Genomic DNA, 19697 nt, shown 5'->3' with positions numbered 1-19697 from the left:
CACGCGCGGCAAAGTGGCCTTGACAATTGTGCGCTGCAATATCAAACTCACCCTACAGTCACTCGTGGCTGTAAATACCCTCCTTGGGTGTTTCCTCCCTAGACTTAGCCGCGCGACAAGCGCGGTTTTTTTTGGCCGGTCGCCGTCCATGGCAGGATCGGGTCGCGCATGTCGGGAGACGCCTATTCCGCGGCGAGCGGCAAGCTCTCGGTCGAGCTCTCCACATGGGCTGCGAATTCCGCGAAGAACGTTCCGAGAATATGCGCCAGCCAGTCGAATTCCGGCTTCTTCACGAGCGTCGTCTCGTCCACATAGAGCCCGCGATTGATCTCGATCTGCAGCGCATGCAGGCCCCGCCTCGGACGCCCGTAGTGCTCGGTGATGAACCCGCCGGCATAGGGCTTGTTGCGCGTCACCGTGAAGCCGAGATCCTCCAGCAGCGTCACCGCCATACGGGAGAGATCGGCAGACGCACTGGTGCCGTAGCGATCGCCGATGATGATATCCGGCCGCATGCTGCTGCCCGCCACGCGGACATTGCCGGGCATGGAATGGCAATCGATCAAGATCGCGCGCCCGAACAGCACATGCGTCCGGGCGATCAGCCGCCGAAGCGTCGCATGATAAGGCTTGTAGATCGTCTCGATCCGCTCCAGCGCGTCATCGACCGGCAGGCGGGTACGGTAGATCTCCATGTTCTCGGCCACAAGCCGCGGCACGGTGCCGAGACCGCCGGCAACCCGCATGGAGCTGATATTGGCATGCGGCGGCAATGCGCCGTCGAACATGCGTGGATCGAGCTCGTAAGGTTCGCGATTGACGTCGAGAAAAGCCCTGGGGAAATGCGCAACCAGCATCGGCGCACCGAGCCCGACCGCACGGCCGAAAAGCTCATCCACATAATGATCCTCGGAGCGGCGAATCGTGCGCGCATCAAGCCGCGACTGCGCCAGAAACGCGTCGCTATAGAGCCTGCCGCTGTGCGGAGAGTTGAAAACAAAGGGAATTCGCTGATGGTCCGGCTCGCGAACGCAAAACAGGTCGTGCTCCCGAACCGTCTCCTCCATCGCGATCCTTTTTACCATGTCGTCATCTTGCCGCTTCGTTCATGTTGCCAGTTGGCCGCATCTGTGTCCATAGTCGCCCCTCACGAGGGTTGCGGGCTCGCGTGGCGCCCGGCCCTTGACGGCCGGTCTTCACGGGATATTTACTCCGAAACGGTTTCATGAGGCGACCGCACCTTCCCGTCAGTATCATAAGACCTAGACAGCAACGGCTGGAAATCCATGAGTCCCAAAATTCTCCTCGCAGAAGACGACAACGACATGCGCCGTTTCCTGGTGAAGGCGCTGGAAAAAGCCGGCTACAAGGTCCTTTCCTTCGATAACGGCGCCAGTGCCTACGACCGGCTGCGCGAAGAGCCCTTCTCGCTCCTCCTCACCGACATCGTCATGCCGGAAATGGACGGGATCGAACTCGCGCGCCGCGCGACCGAACTCGACCCGGACCTGAAAGTCATGTTCATCACCGGCTTCGCCGCCGTGGCGCTGAACCCCGACAGCAAGGCCCCGAAGGACGCAAAGGTTCTCTCCAAGCCTTTCCACCTGCGCGATCTCGTGGACGAAGTGAACAAGATGCTGGCCGCCTGACAAGGCGCCGACACCAGCCCCCGCACCGGCCCACCTCTTTTGTCAAAAAAGCATCATGATGCCAGTTGACGCTCAAAAAGGTTTGTGGTCTATGCGCGGCACGGATGGGCGTGTAGCTCAGCGGGAGAGCACTACGTTGACATCGTAGGGGTCACAGGTTCAATCCCTGTCACGCCCACCATCCTAATCTCGAATACGTTGAGAAATCCGCTTCGGCGGATTTTTCCGTTTCTGGAGACTGACACGCATTCCTGCGGAGGCCGCTTGTCAGCGTTGTCGAAAAGCATTTACTCCGTCTTTTGGATTAGCCTTTATTGCGCGCCTTGATTTATGTGATACGTTTAATCACATGAAAATCACGTACGATGAACCCAAGCGTCTTTCAAACATCTCCAAGCACGGCTTCGACTTCGCGGACCTGACGATCGCGTTCTTCGAAACCGCCCGCATCGAGAGCGCGAAAGATGGACGGTTCCTCGCCATCGGTGATTTCAACGGCGCTTTGGTCGTCGCGGTTGTTTTCCGCCCCCTCGGCTCGGAAGCCCTGTCGGTTATTTCCATGCGCCGGGCAAACCGCACGGAAAGGACGTAAGCTCATGACGAAGACATGGCCCAGTTTTGTGACGAAAGACCTTGGTGAGAACGACGATGCCGAAATGCTGCGGCGCTGGCAGATCTACAATGATCAGATGCAGGCGATCATTCGCGCCGGCGGCGTTCATCAGGACGCGGACGGCTGGTGGATCGATGATGCGACGGGCGAGTTGATCGGTCCCGATCCCGACATCGAACGCCCCCTCCAGCCTAACGAATGGAAGACGGCAAAGCCTTTCCGCGAGGTATTCCCTGATCTTGCTGCCAGCATCGATGGGGAGAAAGCAAAACGCGGACGGCCGGCCGTCGAGAAGCCGAAGCAACAGATTTCGATCAGACTTTCCCCGGAGGTCATTGACGCCTTCAAGGCAACGGGCAAGGGGTGGCAGTCGAGAATCGACGATGTGCTGCGGAAGGCGGCGGGTCTCTGAGCTTCCGGCAGCCGCCGACAACGGGACACTTTTCATATCAATGATCGAGCCCGCCCGGCTTCGACGGCTGATCGACAGGGTCCGTCAGCGAGGATCATCGCTCGCGTGGCGGGATGCGGATGCACCCTGCGCGGCGCGAGGTCTTATCCGAAGGATTATCCCATGATCTCCCTGTCCCGTACGGCGCTTTCCCTTTTCACGGCTGCCGGATGCGCGCTTCTCAGCACAGCGGCCTTTGCCGAAAACACGATCACGGTCGTGGAAACCGGTGAAGGTGGCGGCACCATGGGGTTGAGCCTGGAGCCCGCGACCGTCAAGGCCGGGGCCACCGTCTTCAGCGTGCACAATGCCGCCGTCGGCGAGGAGCACGAGATGATCGTCGTGCGGCTGAAATCCGCCGACCAGAAAATCCCGTTGGAGGTGACCAAGCACCGGGTCGATGAAAGCAAGCTGAAGAGCCTCGGCGAGGTGGAGGACCTGAAGCCGGGTGCCGATGGCCAGTTGAAGACGCGCCTGAAGGCGGGAACCTATCTGGTATTCTGCAACATCAAGGGTCACTACGAGGCAGGCATGCAGGCCAAGCTGACGGTGACACCGTAAGACGACGTTGCCTTTTCATATCGTTAACGGAACGGCGCAGTGGATATCGGTTCGCTGCGCCGCAGGCCAGCCTGCCGAATGGATGGGCTTTGAAGCGGCGGACGATGCCGCCGCCCGTTCACTGGTGGTCTCGGGAACGATCCGGACACGCAGACGTTGTCCGGCATCGACACCAGACCAGAGAGGCTTGCCACATGACGACCCTCCCCACCGATCTCGAAACAGCCCTTGCCGCCCACGCCCGCCAGCAGAACATCTCGCGTGACGAAGCGGTCCGTCGCATCCTTCGCGAATGGATGCGCACGCACGGTTTTCTGGCGGATGAGGAGGAAGGCGAGACGCCACCTTCGCCGGTTCCGGGAAAACCCGACCCTGAATTCGTACAATATCCGGGCTATTTCAAAGGGGAAGGCAGTCTTTGAAAGGGTGCCTCACCATAAAAAGGGCCTTTACATCTCTGTAAAGGCCCTTTGTCATATATAGGAATCTCGGTCCCGTTTCAGGCGATCCCAGCGGGATCTCCGATCGGCAAAAAAGCCGGATCATTCGGGTTCTTCGTATCGCCTGGGGCGATCACGGGTGGCACCGGTGACGGGTCCTGTCCGCGATCGGGTACACCCGGTGTCGACGTTGGGCCCCGTGGCGTATCGGTTTCGGGCGTCGGAAGTGGGTCACGATTTGGCATGATCTCATCCTTTCCATTGCGTTCGCGAGACTAACGGCCCGGTCTGGCGAAGGTTCCGAAGTTTCACGAACCGCCGATCCTGAGGCTTGCCTGGAGCGGCAGGTGATCGGACGCGATTCGCGAAAGCGGCGTGCGCACGGGGCCTGCTGTGATCGTCTCTATCCCCTCGGAGACGAAGATATGGTCGAGACGCAGGAGCGGAAAGCGCGAGGGGAAGGTCGGTGCCATCCTCGTCCCCGTAGCACTGCCAGCGCCAACACCGACGCGGACGGGCGGAAGCCGGCGCTTGAGAAGGCCATAGGCGACCGACGAGGGGATCGCGTTGAAATCTCCGGTCAAAATAATGGACTGGTCCCGGCAGGCGTCGTTGCCGATCCAGGCATCTCCGAGAAGCGTCTCCGCCTGCTGCCGTCTTTCTGCGCGTCTCAGGCCGAAATGCGTATTGAAGATCTGCACCGGGCGTCCGTCGACCATGACCTCCACCCAGAGCGCGCCGCGCGTCTCGCCGACAGACGGGATGGGCCCGGCCTTGATCAGGCGCGACGGCAGTGCCGTCAGGATGGCATCGCCATACTGCTCCTCGCGCACATGCAGCGCGGGATGGAAATGCGACGTCATCTTGAGGAGATCGGCGATCCGCGCTGCCTGGTCGATGCCCCCGGTGCGGGCGCGGCCGACATCGAGTTCCTGCAGCGCGATGACATCCGGCTGGGCAGCAGAGATGACCTCGGCGATGCGTTCCGGGTCCATCCGCCGGTCGGTACCGATACAGCTGTGGACATTGTAGGTGAGGATGGAGAGGACGCCGGCGGTTTGAGGCAGCGTAGCAGCGGCAGAGTCGAGCGAAGGCTGGATATCGTGTTCGGGCATGGCGAGGGAACCCGGAGGGGGGCCAATTCGTTCCGTGCGACAATGCAGTCGCGAATGCGTGCTGCGTTGCGGTGTACGGTACATTCACAACGTCCCCTTCACCGTTTCTAAGTCCGTATTCTTAAGAGAGCGACCACAGAATGAGCCTTCGCATCATCTTCCGCTTGGTCGCTGTCGCGGCCGTTCTCTTCGCCATCTATCTGCTCTTCCAGACGTTGCGTCAGTATACGCTGGACGAGATCTTGACCGCGCTGCGGGCCATACCGGTCTCGCATCTGCTTCTCGGCTTGGCTTTTGCCGCCGCTTCCTATGCGTGCCTTTCCTGCTTCGATGCGCTGGGCGTGCGCTATACGGGCAAGCGCCTGCCCTTCCACAAGACGGCGCTGGCCTCCTTCGTCAGCCTGTCCATCGGCCATAATGTCGGCGTCGCCGCTCTCAGCAGCGGTGCCGTCCGGTATCGCTATTATGCACGCTGGGGGCTGACGGCCGAGGATGTAGCGAAGATCGTGCTGTTCTGCGGCGTCACCGTCGCGCTGGGCCTCATGACCCTTGGTGGCGCCAGCCTGCTGCTTCGCCCGCAGGATGCGGCCGACATGACCGGGCTCAGCCGCAGCGCCGTCTTTGCAATCGGCATCGCCTCACTGATCGCCCCCGTCATCTACCTCGTTCTATCGGCCTTCGTGCGAAAGCCGCTGACGATCAGGGACTGGAGCTTCGACCTGCCGAAGCTGCCGATCGCCGCGGCGCAGATCGTGGTGGGAACGCTGAACTTCGCCTTCGTGGCCGCCAGCCTGCACCAGATGCTCTCGGCCTTTGCCGAGGCCGGCTATCTCAAGGTCGCTTCCGTCTCGATCATTGCCAACGTCGCCGCGATCATCAGCCACGTCCCCGGTGGCATCGGCGTGCTGGAGGCGACGGTCGCGCATATCCTGCCGGGCGCGGAGTCCGTCGCCGCGGTCATCGCCTTCCGGGTGATCTATTACTTCATCCCGCTCGCCATCGGTCTTCCGACCCTTCTGATCAGCGAGATCGTGATGAAGGACAAGACCTTGGAGGGAACGTCAAGCAAGGGCGATGAGCCGCACGGTCGGCCTGAGGGATCGCCGGCCTGAGGGACTTCAGGCGCCGAACGACCCTTTACGAGGCGCGGCCGAAAATGCGGCTGGCGATAGCGCCGGCGCGGCGGCGTAGCGTGTCGATCGGATGGATCGGCCCGGCGGGATCAACGATATCGGTGCCGGGCAACGGGTCTTCCTCGCCCTCCGCCAGATCGATATCGAAGTGGCGCAGGCCGCGGCGACCGGTGTTCAGCGATTCCACGCCGTCATGTAGAGAATTCAGCCTGAGGATGGCGTCTCGTACCCCCTCTGGCGTGGAGTCGAGGTGCTCGGCAAGCATCCGATAGCGCACATCGGCGATGGCAGCGCTCTGATCCTCGTTGACGGCTTCGATCGCCATGTCGGCTTCCGTATCCATACCTTCCGAGCGGTTGTTGAGGTTCGAGGAGCCGAGGCGCAGAAAGCGATCGTCGATGATGACGAGCTTGGAATGCACCAACACCTCCTGTTCCCCGTCCGCGTCGTCGCAGGGCACGACGGCATACATCACGCGCAGCCGGTCATACGGATCGTTGCGCTTCAGCCGGCGGATCAGGCGGTCGCGATTGGTGCCCATCATCACCTTCTCGATGAAGCCATGCGAGATACGCGTGACGACGATCAGGACTTCGGGGCCATCGGGCCGCGACAGGCGCTCGATGAGGATATCAGCAATGCCGAAAGCAGCGAGATACTGCGCCTCGATATAGACGATCCGCTGCGCCGATTTCAGCGCATCCGTCAGCATGTGGATGGATTCGTGAATGCCGTCATGGCCGATCGTCGCCGGCGTGGTGCGGGCAATCGCGACCGGGCACCCGGTCAAGGCGGGCACGAGGCTTTCGGGCCATGCGGTGGCCGCGCCTTCGACGGGTGCGATCGTCTCCTCCATGGCGGACAGCCAGCGCTCGCGGCAGATATCGCCGAGCATGCGCGCCGCAGGGCCGGAAACGGCGGCCTGCATGTCGTGCACCGGCTCGTAGGTCTCGCCATCGGGCGTCACACGCAGGGGGTTACCTGGTTTGTGGTCGCTGTCGTCCCAGCGGCGGGCGGTCAGATCGATGCCGCCGATGAAGCCGGTCGTATCGTCGATGCAGACGATCTTCTGGTGATGCGAACCGCGCAGCGGATGATGCGTGTCGAAATTCAGGTGGATGCGGGCATGGCTCGCCCACCCCTTCTTGCGGAAGAGCTTCAGCGACTTGCCGGAATAGATCGGCCCCATGGCCCAGACGAGGATGTGGATCTCAAGCTCGGGCTTCGCCTCGACCAGCGAGAGAAGCAGGTTTCCAAGCGTCGGGCTTTCCGGATTTTCGGGTGTCAGGCGAATGTCGGGGCTGAAATCCCAGCCGATGATCCAGATACGCCGGGAAGCAAGCCGCAGCGCCTGATCCAGCGTCTGAAAGTAAGCTTTGCCATCGATCATGAAGGCGATCTTGTTTGCCATCTCCCGGCGCCAGGCATTTTCGCCGATCCGGATGATACCCGTCTCACCGCCACTTGAAGAATCCTCGCCGAGACGATCGCCGTCATTCTCCTGGCCGACATGATACACGTGCACTTCCCCCGACCGTTACGCATGGCCAAACTTCGTGGCGCTTTGAAACGCCACGAGGGTCAGAAAGTTCCATGCGATGCGATCGGAGGCGGCAACTATTCCGTGATCAGGAGAATGTAGGGTGCTCCGGAGATATTGCGCATATGCAGGGCCCGGCCCGCATCGACCGTTCCGCCCTGCAGGACGTTGCGGTACGAACGGTCGGCCAGATCTTCCGGCAGGGATACCTCGATCGCGTCGAAGGCACGCTCCAGAGCGCCCTTCTCCAGCAATGCCAGCACCTTGCAGGGCGCAATGACGATCGCGGCCGCATCGCCCACCCGGCGGGCATAGGCAACGACGCTATCGGAACCCTCCCCCGAGACCTCAAGTGCGCGATAGTCGCCATCCTGAAACAGGTCTGGCGAGGCACGTCGCGCCGCAATCAGCCCGGCGGTCAGAGCGACCTTCGCCTGTCCCGAAGCAAGAGCTGTGGTGTCGAACGGAAAGCCATCTGCCGATTCGAGCAGAGATGCCATGGCCGGATAATCCGGCATGCGGCGATTGTCGGGATCGACAAGACTAAAATCGGCGCGTTCCGACCCCTGATAGACATCCGGCACGCCCGGCGCCGTCATCTTCACCAGCGTCTGGGTCAGGCCATTGACGAAACCGGCTTCAGCGAACGGCTGCACAGCCTTGAGGAAATCGTTCAGGAATGCCTTGTTATTCGGCGAAAGAAGTCCGCCAGCAAAGGCCTGCACGGCGTTCTCATAGTCCTCGTTCACCTCGGACCAGTCGCTGCGCTCCTTCGCCTCGCGCAGCATCTTTTCCACATAGGCGGAAAAGCGTTCCTTGAAGGCCTCAAGTGCTTCGGCGTCCGGCATCGCGGACGTCTCCTCCCAGGCACCGGCCAGCGCTTGGTAGAGCGCCCATTCGACCGCAGGCTCCGGCGCCGGGCCATCGGCGAGCGTCTGGATGAGGTGGGCATTCATATCATGCCACCGGGCGACAGCCTTCGCCCAGACATCGGGCGCCTCGCTGATGGCATAGAGCCGGGCGCGCGCATCTTCGCCGCGCTTAGTGTCATGGGTCGACGTGGTGGTGATTGCATGCGGCTGCTCGGCCGCCCGGCGCTGCATGGCGGCATGGAAATGCGCGATCGACATCTCCTCTTCCGCCGGGTTGCCGCCCACTTCGTTGAGAGCGAGAAGGCGGTGGTAGCGATAGAAGGCGGTGTCCTCCATGGCCTTCGCCATGATCGGCCCGGTCACCTGCTGGAACCGACTGCGGAACTCGAAGGCATCACCCTCCGTCGCACCCGAGAGCACCGCGACGATGGCGTCGAGCGCCTCGCGGCTGTCGCCGGACAGCGTGCGCGCCGCCTCTTCCGCCGCACCATCGAGAATCTCGCGGTCGTCCTCGCCCAGCGCATCGCGCGTGCCGTAGGTCCTGTACACCGGAAATGCCGTGATCAAGGCCTTCAGCGCCTGCTCCAGTGCCTTGGCGTCGTATGCCTCACCCACAGACGAACCGGCCAGCGCCACGAGCCGCTTGATCTCACCTTCGAAATTGCGGTCCAGCATCAGCTGCTTGGCGTCCGTCAGGATCGCCGCATAGCCCTTGCTGCCGGCAAAGTCGGCATAAGCTGCGTCTAGCGCTTTCGCCTGCGACGAATCCACGAACAGGTGCGCGAGAGCCGCGATGAACTCGTAGCCGGTCGTTCCTGCGATGGGCCAGCTTGCGGGAACGCGCTCGTCTTCTTCGATGATCTTTTCGACCACGAGATAAACGTCCGGGCCGACCGCATCGCGCAGCGTCTTCAGATACCCCTCGGGATCGGCGAGACCATCGACATGGTCGATTCGCAGCCCATCGACCGTACCGTCCTTGACGAGCTCCAGAACGAGCCTGTGCGCGGCATCGAAGACGTCGGGCGCCTCGACGCGGAGACCGGCAAGGCCTGCTACCTCGAAGAAGCGGCGATAGCTGAGATCGCTCGCCGCCGTCTTCCAGTGCACGAGACGGAAAGCCTGTGCCGCATGCGCAGCTTTCACACGCTCCACCGGCAGGCCGGCGAGGAAGGACGACAGCACCTTACGGTCACTCTCCGAACTGCCCGTCATCAGCGTCTGCATCGTGTGGTGGAACGCCTCGTCTTCTTGCGCGGAAGCGGAGGCGGCCAATGCCGAAATCTTCGCGCCGAGCGTGCCCGGCGCGCCGTCGAGAACGGCACTATAGCTCGACGGGTGCAACGGAATATTACTTTCATAATAGCCGAGTGCCAAATTGCCAGCGACCTCGTCCAGCCGGATTTCGATTTCCGCGTCATCCAGCGCTTCGTCGAAGCTTTTACCCAGTTCGGCAATAGTCAGCGGACGGGACCAGTCGATGTCGTAATAATGCGCGTAGGGGCTCTGGTCCTCCCATTCAACCACGCTCCGCCACCAGCGGTTTTCAAGCGACGCCGCCATATGGTTCGGTACGATATCGAGGATTAGGCCGATATCGGCAGCCTTCAGCGCCGCCGAAAGCCGGTCGAAGCCCTCGCGTCCGCCGAGCGCCACGTCGAACGCATTAGGATCTGTGACGTCATAACCATGGGTCGACCCTTCCGTCGCGGCAAAGATCGGCGAGGCATAGAGATGGCTGATGCCGAGCGCCTTCCAGTGGTCGATCAGCGTGATGGCCTTGTCAAAGGTCATGCCGTTGCGGAACTGGAGCCGATAGGTGGCGATCGGAACTGTCATCGTGGAAGACCTGCCTTCTGAGAGGAGCGGACGAAACGGCGCGGGAACCCGGATGACGTGACGGACCGTCACGCGGGCGCTGCATCAACAGGCATCCCCGCCTGTTGGTTCCCGCCACATGTGCTGCATGAGCAAACTCTTTTGCAGATGCGAAGAACTTGGTCGTTCAAAAACCTGATCGCACCGTACCGGATTGCCGTATGAAGACCGTGACGCGACGACTGTTTTACGCTAGAGACCCCGAAACTGTCGTCGGACGTCGCGCCCAAGCCAAACCAGGCCCCGCCCGAGCCTCATAAACGCTTCGAGGAAACGCCATGCCAGCTTATCGCTCCAGAACCACCACCCACGGCCGCAACATGGCCGGCGCCCGCGGCCTGTGGCGCGCCACAGGCATGAAGGACAGCGACTTCGGCAAGCCGATCATCGCCGTGGTCAATTCCTTCACCCAGTTCGTGCCGGGCCACGTACATCTGAAAGACCTCGGCCAGCTGGTCGCCCGCGAGATCGAGGCGTCCGGCGGCGTCGCCAAGGAGTTCAACACCATCGCGGTCGATGACGGCATCGCCATGGGTCACGATGGCATGCTCTATTCGCTGCCCTCCCGCGAGATCATCGCCGACAGCGTCGAGTACATGGTCAATGCGCACTGCGCCGACGCCATGGTGTGCATTTCCAACTGCGACAAGATCACCCCCGGCATGTTGATGGCCTCGCTGCGCCTCAACATCCCCACCATCTTCGTCTCCGGCGGCCCGATGGAAGCCGGCAAGGTTCTCCTGTCCGATGGCAAGATCCACGCGCTCGACCTCGTGGACGCCATGGTGGCTGCGGCCGACGACAAGATGTCGGACGAGGACGTCCAGACCATCGAGCGCTCCGCCTGCCCGACCTGCGGCTCGTGCTCGGGCATGTTCACGGCCAATTCCATGAACTGTCTGACGGAAGCTCTCGGCCTGTCCCTGCCCGGCAACGGCTCGACGCTTGCGACGCATTCGGATCGTGAAAAGCTGTTCCTGGAAGCTGGCCGCACCATCGTCGGCCTGACCAAGCGCTATTACGAGCAGGACGACGAAACCGCGCTGCCGCGCACGATCGCCTCCAAGGGCGCTTTCGAGAACGCCATGGCGCTCGATATTGCCATGGGCGGCTCGACCAACACCGTCCTGCACATTCTGGCCGCCGCCTACGAAGGCGAGATCGACTTCAACCTCGACGATATCGACCGCCTGTCGCGCAAGGTGCCCTGCCTCTCCAAGGTGGCACCGGCCAAGGCCGACGTGCACATGGAAGACGTGCATCGCGCCGGCGGCATCATGGCGATCCTCGGTGAGCTCAACCGCGCCGGCCTCATCAATGCCGACCTGCCGACGGTGCATGCAAAGACCCTCGGCGACGCGCTGTCGCAGTGGGATATCGCCGTCACCGACAATCCGGCCGCTCTCGAACTCTTCTCCGCAGCGCCCGGCGGCGTGCCGACGCAGGTCGCCTTCAGCCAGAGCGCCCGCTGGAAGGAACTCGATTTCGACCGCGAAAAGGGCGTCATCCGCGACGCGCAGCACCCCTTCTCCAAGGATGGCGGCCTCGCCGTGCTCAAGGGCAACATCGCGCTCGACGGCTGCATCGTGAAGACGGCCGGCGTGGACGAGTCGATCCTGAAGTTCTCCGGCCCGGCTCGCGTCTTCGAAAGCCAGGACGCCTCCGTCAAGGCGATCCTGTCCAACCAGGTCGTGGCCGGCGACGTCGTCGTCATCCGCTACGAAGGTCCGAAGGGCGGCCCCGGCATGCAGGAAATGCTCTATCCCACGAGCTATCTGAAGTCGAAGGGCCTCGGCAAGGCCTGCGCGCTCATCACAGACGGCCGCTTCTCGGGCGGCACATCCGGCCTCTCCATCGGCCATGTCTCGCCGGAAGCGGCGAATGGCGGCCTGATCGGCCTCGTGCGCGAGGGTGACATGATCGACATCGACATCCCCAACCGCACGATCTCGCTGCGCGTGTCCGAGGACGAACTGGCGCTGCGCCGCACCGAGCAGGACGCCAATGGCTGGAAGCCGACCGAGCTGCGCAAGCGCAAGGTGACGACGGCGCTGAAGGCCTATGCCGCCTTCGCAACCTCGGCCGACAAGGGTGCTGTGCGCATCCTGCCGGATTAGAGCAAATTCCAGCAAAATTGCGCAGCGGTTTTGCGTCCGGAATTGCGTTGAAACAGTGAGATAGAGGGTTTTCGCGATTCGGAGAAACGCGGAAACACTCTAGACCGAGACATTCGGGCCTGCGCCGACCGCAGGCCCGCTTTCCTCCTCTTGAGCGTCATACCCGCCTGCCTGCGCGGGTGGATCATGTATGAGATTCGAAACTTACGCCTGACCGGGCATCGCTCGGTCGGATCATTTTGCATCTGGGTGCGATGGCAGAGCCGCGGCCGACCTGCCGATTTTTCAGCCTTGCTTTATTTCGTTGCATTGCACACATTCCATCCGTCATCGAGGGGACCGCATGTCGATCAAAGCCAGCATCTACCATCTGACTCATTATACCTATGACCGGCCGGTCCGCCTCGGCCCGCAGGTGATCCGCCTCAAGCCGGCCGCGCATTCCAAGACGAAGGTGCTGAGCCACTCCCTGAAGGTGACGCCCGCCAACCATTTCGTGACGCTGCAGCAGGACCCCTATGGCAGCTATCTCGCGCGGTACGTGTTTCCCGACCCGGTGACCGAATTCAAGATCGAGGTCGATCTCGTCGCCGACATGACGGTCTACAATCCGTTCGATTTCTTCGTCGAAGAGAGCGCGGAGATCTGGCCGTTCGACTATCCCGAGGACATTCGCGAAGACCTTGCCATCTACAGCCAGCCCGAGCCGGCCGGCCCCGCCTTGCAGGCCTATCTCGACGGCCTCGACCGGACGCCGATGAACACGGTCGATTTCGTCGTCGGCATCAACATGCGCCTTCAGCAGGCCGTCAACTACGTCATCCGCATGGAACCCGGCGTGCAGACGCCTGAGGAAACGCTGACGAACGCGCTCGGCTCCTGTCGCGACTCCAGCTGGCTTCTGGTGCAGATCCTGCGCCATCTCGGCCTCGCCGCCCGCTTCGTATCCGGCTATCTCATACAGCTTGCCCCGGACCTGAAGGCGCTCGATGGCCCCTCCGGCACCGAGGTCGATTTCACCGACCTGCACGCCTGGTGCGAGGTCTATCTTCCCGGCGCCGGCTGGCTCGGCCTCGACCCGACCTCCGGCCTCCTGACCGGCGAAAGCCATATCCCCCTCTCGGCCACGCCGCATTATCGCAATGCTGCGCCGATTTCCGGTGGCTTTGCTGGCGATCCCGACACGCGGACCGAATTCGCCTTCGAGATGCGGGTGGACCGCGTCGCCGAACATCCGCGCATTACCAAGCCGTTCTCCGACGAAAGTTGGGATGCGCTGAACGCACTCGGCCACGAGGTCGATGCCGCTCTCACCGCCAACGACGTCCGCCTGACCATGGGCGGCGAGCCGACCTTCGTGTCGATCGACGACTTCGAATCCGGCGAATGGAATACGGATGCCGTCGGCCCGACCAAGCGCGGCAAAGCCGACGACCTGATCCGGCGCCTACGCGAGCGCTTTGCGCCCGGCGGCTTCCTCCATTACGGCCAGGGCAAATGGTATCCCGGCGAAAGCCTGCCGCGCTGGACCTTCTCGCTCTACTGGCGTCGGGACGGCGTGCCGATCTGGCGCAATCCTGAGCTCGTCGCGCGCGAGGACGTGGACACCGAAGCGGGACCGGAAGAGGCCGAAAAGCTTCTGACCGGCATCGCCGTCGCGCTCGGCATCGAGCCGGACATGGTTCTGCCGGCCTATGAGGACCCAGCCGAATGGATCATCAAGGAAGGCAGTCTGCCCGAGAATGTCGATCCGTCGAATTCCAAACTGAAGGACGCGGAGGAGCGCAGCCGCATCGCCCGCGTCTTCGAGCGCGGCCTGACGGTTCCCACCGGCTTCGTCCTGCCCGTGCAGGCCTGGAACGCACAGGCCTCCGGCGGACAGATGGGCGGGCGTAAATGGATGAGCGAACGCTGGCGCACGCGCCGCGGCAAGATCTTCCTCGTGCCCGGCGACAGCCCCGTCGGCTATCGCATCCCGCTCGGCGCCCTGCCCTACATCCCGCCGTCCCAGTTCCCCTATATCCACGAGGCGGATCCCTCGATCCCCCGCACCGCCCTGCCGGACTTCCCCGTCGGCCCGGGTCGTGCTGCCGGTGTGACCGAGAAGCCCGGTGAGAAAGCCGAGCCGAAGCCGGATCGGGCAATGGCCGAAGCATCCTTCCAGGCTGCGGAAGCCCAGCAGGACCGCAACGAGCAGGTGCTCGCCGAAATCGGCGGCGCCGTACGCACCGCGATCACAGTCGAGCCCCAGAACGGCCGCCTCTGCATCTTCATGCCGCCGGTGGAGCGGGTCGAGGACTATCTCGACCTGATCGCCGCGGCCGAAACCGCCGCAAGCGACCTCGGCCTCGCCATACACATCGAAGGCTACGCGCCGCCGCACGACGAGCGCGTCAACGTCATGCGCGTCGCGCCGGACCCCGGCGTCATCGAGGTCAACGTGCACCCTGCAGCGAACTGGCAGGAATGCGTCGACATCACCTCGGTCATCTACGAGGAAGCGCGCCAGTCGCGCCTCGGCGCCGACAAGTTCATGATCGACGGCCGCCACACCGGCACCGGCGGCGGCAACCATGTGGTGGTCGGCGGTCGCAACCCCAACGACAGCCCCTTCCTGCGCCGTCCCGACCTGTTGAAGAGCCTCGTGCTGCACTGGCAGCGCCACCCCTCGCTCTCCTATCTCTTCTCCGGCATGTTCATCGGCCCGACCAGCCAGGCGCCGCGCATCGACGAGGCCCGTCACGACAGCCTCTACGAACTGGAAACGGCGATGGCGCAGGTGCCCCTGCCCGGCCAGGGCACGGCTCCCTTGCCGTGGCTGACCGACCGCCTGTTCCGCAACCTGCTGACCGATGTCACCGGCAACACGCACCGCTCGGAAATCTGCATCGACAAGCTGTTCTCCCCGGACGGCCCGACGGGTCGCTTGGGCCTCGTCGAGTTCCGCGGCTTCGAAATGCCGCCGAATGCGCGCATGTCGCTCGCCCAGCAGCTTCTGGTGCGCGCGCTCATCGCCCGCTTCTGGCAGAACCCCGCCGATGGCAGGCTGGTGCGCTGGGGCACCACCCTGCACGACCGTTTCATGCTGCCGCACCATGTCTGGGCCGACTTCCTCGACGTGCTGGCCGACCTGCGCGCCAACGGCTTCGACTTCCGCCCGGAATGGTTCGAGGCACAGCTGGAGTTTCGCTTCCCCTTCTGCGGCGAGGTCACCTACGAGGGAACGAAGCTCGAACTGCGGCAGGCGCTGGAGCCCTGGAACGTCATGGGCGAACAGGGCGCGATCGGCGGCACGGTGCGCTATGTCGATAGCTCCGTGGAGCGCCTGCAGGTTCGGTTTGAGACCGCCAATCCCGGCCGCTACACGGTCGCCTGCAACGGCCGCCCGGTGCCGCTGACCCCGACGGGCGTCAACGGCGTCTCGGTGGCCGGCGTGCGCTACAAGGCATGGCAGCCGGCAGCCGGCCTGCATCCGGTGCTCCCGGTCAACACGCCGCTGACCTTCGACGTCTACGACACCTGGTCGCGCCGCTCGATCGGCGGCTGCATCTACCACGTCGCCCATCCCGGCGGCCGCAATTACGATACGTTCCCGGTCAACGGCAACGAGGCGGAGGCGCGGCGCTTGGCGCGGTTCGAGCCTTGGGGCCACACGGCCGGCGGCTATGCGCTGACGCCGGAAACCCCCTCACCGGAGTTCCCCTTCACGCTCGATCTACGTCGGCCGGCGGGACTGTAGGACGACATGACACAGAAGCCGACGGCCGGGACCATCAAAGGGGAGGCCATCAAAGCGGGATTGGCCGGGACGACCGCTGGCATCCCGAAGCGGGCGAGCAACCCGGTGGCGGACTATCGCGCCTTGCCGGGCATCGCCGACGAAATGGTGGATGCGCAGGGTAACGTGCGCCCCGTCTGGCAGCATCTCGTCTCGGCCATCGGCCGCATGGACGAGGCAGAGCTTGCCAACCGGTTCGCCCGGGCCGACCGCTATCTCCGCGACGCGGGCGTCTTCTACCGCGCCTACGGCACCAAGGAAAACTCCGAGCGCAGCTGGCCGCTGTCGCACATCCCGGTGCTGATTGCCGAACGCGAATGGGAAGAGCTGTCGCTCGGGCTCATCCAGCGTGCGAACCTGCTGGAGCGGATCGCCGCCGACATCTACGGGCCGAACACGCTCGTCAACGAAGGCTTCCTGCCGCCGGCGCTGGTCGCGGGCAATACCGAGTTCCTGCGCCCCATGGTCGGCGTGCAGCCGGCCGACGGCAACTTCCTGCATTTCGTGTCCTTCGAGATCGGCCGCGGTCCGGACGGAAACTGGTGGGTGCTGGCCGACCGCACGGAAGCTCCATCCGGCGCCGGCTTCGCGCTGGAAAACAGGGTGGCGACCACCCGCGCCTTTTCCGACATCTATGCCGAGACCCATGTCCACCGTCTCGCCCGCTTCTTCGTCGCCTTCCGCGATGCGCTGCAGATGCGCAAGCGCTCGCCGGACGATCGCATCGCCGTGCTGACACCGGGTCTTGCCAACGAGACCTATTTCGAGCACGCCTACATCGCCCGCTATCTCGGCTTCATGCTGCTGGAGGGCGAAGATCTGACTGTGGTGGACGGGCGCGTGATGGTGCGTACCGTGGCCGGCCTGAAGCCGATCGGCATTCTCTGGCGCCGCCTCGACTCCTCCTTCGCCGATCCGCTCGAACTCGACCAGCGCTCTCACATCGGCACCCCCGGCCTGCTCGCGGCGCTGCGCGCGGGCACCGTCTCCATCGTCAACGCCCTCGGCTCCGGCATTCTGGAAACGCGCGCCTTCCTCGCTTTCATGCCGACGATCTGCCATCATCTGCTGGGCGAAGACCTGCTGCTGCCGAGCATCGCCACATGGTGGTGCGGACAGAAACCCGAGCGCGAGCAGGTGGCCCGCAACATCGAGAAGATGGTCATCGGCCCCGCCTACTCCACGCGCCCCTTCTTCGACGACAACGGCCGATCGATTCTCGGCTCGTCCATGCGCGAAAACGCCAAGCTGTCGATCCGCGACTGGCTGGCCAATGACGGGCAGAAGCTGGTCGGCCAGGAGGTCGTCACGCTCTCCACCACGCCCGCCTGGGTGGATGGCAAGCTGACGCCGCGCCCGATGAGCCTGCGCGTCTATCTCGCCCGCACGCGGAACGGCTGGCAGGTCATGCCCGGCGGCTTTGCCCGGATCTCGAGCGGGGCGGATGCCGCCGCCATCGCCATGCAGGCCGGCGGCTCGGCGGCCGACGTCTGGATCGTCAGCGATCGCCCTGTCGAGCGCACCACGCTCCTCACCTCCGACGAAACCTTCATTCGCACCATGCCCGGCAGCCTGCCGAGCCGGGCTGCCGACAACCTCTTCTGGCTCGGCCGCTACATCGAACGCTCGGAAGGCGCCCTGCGCATCCTGCGAGCATGGCACGGACGCTTTGCCGAAAACGCCAACAGCGAAATGCCGCTGCTGAAGGACGTCTCCGAATATCTAAAGGTGCTCGACATCGATTCGGCACAGCCGGTGCCCGACAGTCTCGTCGCCAATATCGACAGCGCGCTCTATTCGGCAAGCAACATCCGCGACCGCTTTTCCGCCGATGGCTGGCTGGCGCTGAACGACCTTTCGAAGACGGTGCGCAAGTTCCGCGCGACGGTGGAGGCCGGCGACGATGCGACGCACGCCATGACCATCTTGCTGCGCAAGCTCGCGGGCTTTGCCGGTCTCGTGCACGAAAACATGTACCGCTTCACCGGCTGGCGCTTCCTGTCGATCGGCCGCTATCTCGAGCGCGGCATGCACATGACCCGCCTGCTCGGCCATATGTCGGGCAGGGATGCGCCGGACGGCGCGCTCGACATGCTGCTGGAGATCGGCGACAGCGTCATGACCCATCGCCGCCGCTACAACGTCAACACCGCGCCTTTGACGGTCACCGACCTCCTGGCGCTCGATCCGCTCAACCCGCGCTCCATCCTCTATCAGCTGAACGAAATCCGCGCCGAGGTCGAACAGCTGCCGAACGCTTACCAGAACGGCCAGATGTCGCCCTTCTACCGTGAGGCGGTGCGCCTGCATTCGGGTCTCGCGGTGATGACGCCCGAAGGCATGACGAGCGAGGTCTACGAGCACCTCGAGAAGGAGATGGAACGTTTCTCCGACATTCTCGCCCAGACCTATCTGAGCTGATCGCGCGCCATCCGCGCTGTCTTGTGCTTTTGTGACGCCGCCGCTTTTAGAATGCGCAGAAACGTCAAACAGGGCATAGAGTCGGGACGGACCAGACCGCGGGGGATCCATGCTCTACGATATCAGCCTCAAGATCACCTATAGCTACGAGATCCCGGTTTCCGGCGGACGCCACATCGTGCGCGTGCTGCCGCTGTCCCTGCCGTCGCGCCAGCGTCTGGTGGCAGGCACCGTCACCTGCACGCCGGTGCCCGAAGAACGCACCGACATGCTGGATTTCTTTCAAAACCCCTCGACGTCGATCCTCTTCCGCAAGCTTCACGACGAGCTGATTATCCACATGAAGGCGCGGGTCCAGCTGGAAGCTGCGATGCCCACGGCGGATTTCTCGCCGGACCTCGCCGCCTTTCCCGCAGAGATCGGCGCCGTCTGGTCGCTCGATCCCGGCTCCCCGCACCATTTTCTGGCAACGAGCCCGCGCCTTGCCGAGGACCCGACGATCGCGGCCTATGCCCGGGGGATGGTCAAGCCCGGAATGACCGTCCGCGAGATCGCCGGCCTGATGTGCGAGCGGATCTACAAGGACTTTACCTACGACCCGAAGGCGACGTCGGTCGACAGCACGCCGATCGAGGCCTTTCGGCTGAAGAAGGGCGTCTGCCAGGACTTCGCGCATATCATGATCGTTGCGCTGCGCGCACTCGGCATTCCCGCCGGCTATGTCAGCGGCTTCCTGCGCACGCTGCCGCCACCGGGCAAGGAGCGGCTGGAAGGTGCCGACGCCATGCATGCCTGGGTGCGCGTCTGGTGCGGCAAGATGCTGGGCTGGGTGGAGCTCGACCCCACCAACAATGTGCCCGCCGGCACGGATCACATCGTCGTCGGCCACGGCCGCGATTATTCGGACGTCGCGCCGGTTATCGGCGTCCTCAAGAGCTACGGCAGCCACAAGACGGACCAGGCCGTCGATGTCGTCCCCGTGTCCTGACGGTCCTTTTCTCGTTCATCTGTCCTGTTCTGCACCACCTGTCCGCAATGCGAGACAGGTTCATGCCCGAAAGCCTGCCTTGTCCGTAAAAGTTTAAGCGCTCTTGTAAGCAGTCGCCAACGAACCCGTGATATCGAAGCA

The 19697-nt window shown here is 63.4% G+C and carries 15 protein-coding genes and 1 tRNA gene; 11 read left to right on the top strand and 5 right to left on the bottom strand.

From position 1 onward, the window contains the following. Positions 1 to 182 precede the first annotated feature (182 nt). Complete coding sequence (locus C8J33_RS20925; RefSeq protein ID WP_132665271.1) at positions 183 to 1067, bottom strand: N-formylglutamate amidohydrolase; 885 nt, start codon at positions 1065 to 1067, stop codon at positions 183 to 185. Positions 1068 to 1286: 219 nt separating this feature from the next. Between C8J33_RS20925 and cpdR1 the strand changes: the two genes are divergently transcribed. The 6 genes from cpdR1 (at position 1287) to C8J33_RS20895 (ending at position 3696) form a co-directional block, all read left to right on the top strand. Next, positions 1287 to 1649, top strand: coding sequence for a response regulator CpdR1 (cpdR1, locus tag C8J33_RS20920; RefSeq protein ID WP_018327941.1), 363 nt, complete (start codon positions 1287 to 1289; stop codon positions 1647 to 1649). Positions 1650 to 1755: 106 nt separating this feature from the next. After that, a tRNA-Val gene (locus C8J33_RS20915) sits at positions 1756 to 1830 on the top strand. Between the two features lie 168 nt (positions 1831 to 1998). Next, positions 1999 to 2241 (top strand): BrnT family toxin, encoded by a 243-nt coding sequence (locus C8J33_RS20910; protein ID WP_132448532.1) that lies wholly within the window; start codon positions 1999 to 2001, stop codon positions 2239 to 2241. Positions 2242 to 2245: 4 nt separating this feature from the next. After that, on the top strand, positions 2246 to 2674 hold the full coding sequence (locus C8J33_RS20905) for a BrnA antitoxin family protein (RefSeq protein ID WP_132665238.1): 429 nt from the start codon (positions 2246 to 2248) through the stop codon (positions 2672 to 2674). 162 nt (positions 2675 to 2836) lie between these two features. Then, positions 2837 to 3274: a plastocyanin/azurin family copper-binding protein gene (locus tag C8J33_RS20900; protein ID WP_132665237.1), complete on the top strand. Its 438-nt coding sequence runs from the start codon at positions 2837 to 2839 to the stop codon at positions 3272 to 3274. Positions 3275 to 3468: 194 nt separating this feature from the next. Next, positions 3469 to 3696 (top strand): hypothetical protein, encoded by a 228-nt coding sequence (locus tag C8J33_RS20895; protein ID WP_110800812.1) that lies wholly within the window; start codon positions 3469 to 3471, stop codon positions 3694 to 3696. Between the two features lie 77 nt (positions 3697 to 3773). Here C8J33_RS20895 and C8J33_RS27595 read toward each other — a convergent pair whose 3' ends face one another. After that, positions 3774 to 3959: a hypothetical protein gene (locus tag C8J33_RS27595; protein ID WP_132665236.1), complete on the bottom strand. Its 186-nt coding sequence runs from the start codon at positions 3957 to 3959 to the stop codon at positions 3774 to 3776. 63 nt (positions 3960 to 4022) lie between these two features. Next, positions 4023 to 4829 (bottom strand): endonuclease/exonuclease/phosphatase family protein, encoded by an 807-nt coding sequence (locus C8J33_RS20885; protein WP_132665235.1) that lies wholly within the window; start codon positions 4827 to 4829, stop codon positions 4023 to 4025. Positions 4830 to 4969: 140 nt separating this feature from the next. Between C8J33_RS20885 and C8J33_RS20880 the strand changes: the two genes are divergently transcribed. Further along, entirely contained in the window at positions 4970 to 5941 is a 972-nt protein-coding gene (locus tag C8J33_RS20880; protein WP_132665234.1) for a lysylphosphatidylglycerol synthase domain-containing protein, read from the top strand. Positions 5942 to 5966: 25 nt separating this feature from the next. On the opposite strand, the gene C8J33_RS20875 is transcribed toward C8J33_RS20880, so the two are convergent. Further along, positions 5967 to 7481 (bottom strand): phospholipase D-like domain-containing protein, encoded by a 1515-nt coding sequence (locus C8J33_RS20875; protein WP_245507232.1) that lies wholly within the window; start codon positions 7479 to 7481, stop codon positions 5967 to 5969. 98 nt (positions 7482 to 7579) lie between these two features. After that, complete coding sequence (gene treY / locus C8J33_RS20870) at positions 7580 to 10213, bottom strand: malto-oligosyltrehalose synthase (protein ID WP_132665233.1); 2634 nt, start codon at positions 10211 to 10213, stop codon at positions 7580 to 7582. A gap of 317 nt (positions 10214 to 10530) precedes the next feature. Between treY and ilvD the strand changes: the two genes are divergently transcribed. The 4 genes from ilvD to C8J33_RS20850 all read left to right on the top strand — a co-directional run bounded on the left by ilvD (position 10531) and on the right by C8J33_RS20850 (position 19556). Continuing rightward, positions 10531 to 12369: a dihydroxy-acid dehydratase gene (ilvD, locus tag C8J33_RS20865; RefSeq protein ID WP_132665232.1), complete on the top strand. Its 1839-nt coding sequence runs from the start codon at positions 10531 to 10533 to the stop codon at positions 12367 to 12369. A 343-nt stretch (positions 12370 to 12712) separates the two neighbouring features. Continuing rightward, a complete protein-coding gene (locus C8J33_RS20860) occupies positions 12713 to 16108 on the top strand; it encodes a DUF2126 domain-containing protein (protein WP_132665231.1) in 3396 nt (1131 codons plus the stop codon). 6 nt (positions 16109 to 16114) lie between these two features. Further along, entirely contained in the window at positions 16115 to 18568 is a 2454-nt protein-coding gene (locus C8J33_RS20855; RefSeq protein WP_132665230.1) for a circularly permuted type 2 ATP-grasp protein, read from the top strand. Between the two features lie 109 nt (positions 18569 to 18677). After that, positions 18678 to 19556 (top strand): transglutaminase family protein, encoded by an 879-nt coding sequence (locus C8J33_RS20850; RefSeq protein WP_132448543.1) that lies wholly within the window; start codon positions 18678 to 18680, stop codon positions 19554 to 19556. Positions 19557 to 19697 lie beyond the last annotated feature (141 nt).

Origin of the sequence: Rhizobium sp. PP-CC-3G-465 (genome assembly GCF_004343445.1) — a bacterium.
In the GTDB taxonomy this organism is placed as follows: domain Bacteria; phylum Pseudomonadota; class Alphaproteobacteria; order Rhizobiales; family Rhizobiaceae; genus Ferranicluibacter; species Ferranicluibacter rubi.
This window is presented reverse-complemented; position numbering and strand designations above follow the sequence as displayed.